This is a genomic window from Acidovorax sp. KPB24-03, from assembly GCF_057546605.1.
In genome coordinates this window covers 1-548 of sequence record NZ_BAAJYR010000955.1, presented here as the reverse complement: position 1 = coordinate 548, position 548 = coordinate 1, and the positions used below count along the sequence as shown (strand labels likewise).

Annotated in this window: 2 protein-coding genes; one reads left to right on the top strand and one right to left on the bottom strand. The window is 69.2% G+C overall.

Going from position 1 to position 548, the window contains the following annotated elements:
- Positions 1-285 (bottom strand): LysE/ArgO family amino acid transporter (locus tag AC27KI_RS27005; RefSeq protein WP_487116988.1); only part of this gene is annotated, 285 nt, incomplete at its 3' end.
- Positions 286-380: 95 nt separating this feature from the next.
- On the opposite strand from AC27KI_RS27005, the gene AC27KI_RS27000 reads away from it, so the two are divergent.
- Positions 381-548 (top strand): LysR family transcriptional regulator (locus AC27KI_RS27000; RefSeq protein ID WP_487116990.1); only part of this gene is annotated, 168 nt, incomplete at its 3' end.

Sequence of the window (548 nt, the reverse complement as noted above, 5' to 3'; positions counted from 1 at the left end):
CAACGCACGGCGCAGCGCCCCCAGGCCGTACCAGGCCAGGAACGCCGCGCCGCCCCAGCGGGCGATCGCCAGCAGCCACGGCTGGCCCTGGATCAGCGCGCCCATGCCGGCCACGCCCGCAGCGATGGCGATCACGTCGATGGCGATGCAGGTGCCCACCGTGAGGGCCACGTGCCGCCCGAGCAGGCCGACGCGCAGCACATGCGCGTTCTGCGCACCGATGGCGATGATCAGGCCGGCCCCGGCGCCGAAACCATGCAGAAAAGGGGTGATGGAAGACCACATCGGCGAATTGTCTGGGGCCGGGGCCGAATCCCATCCTGAATGGGGAAAATATCGACTTGGCTGAGAATTCCTCAGCTTTCAACCCCAAAAGCGCCATGGCACTGGATTCCAAACAATGCGAGGCCTTTCTCGCCGTGGCCGAGGCGGGCAGTTTCGAGCAGGCCGCCGCCGCGCTGCACATCACGCCCTCGGCGGTGTCGCTGCGCGTGCGCGCGCTGGAGACGCGGCTCGGCCAGCCGCTCATCGTGCGCGGGCGGCCCAGT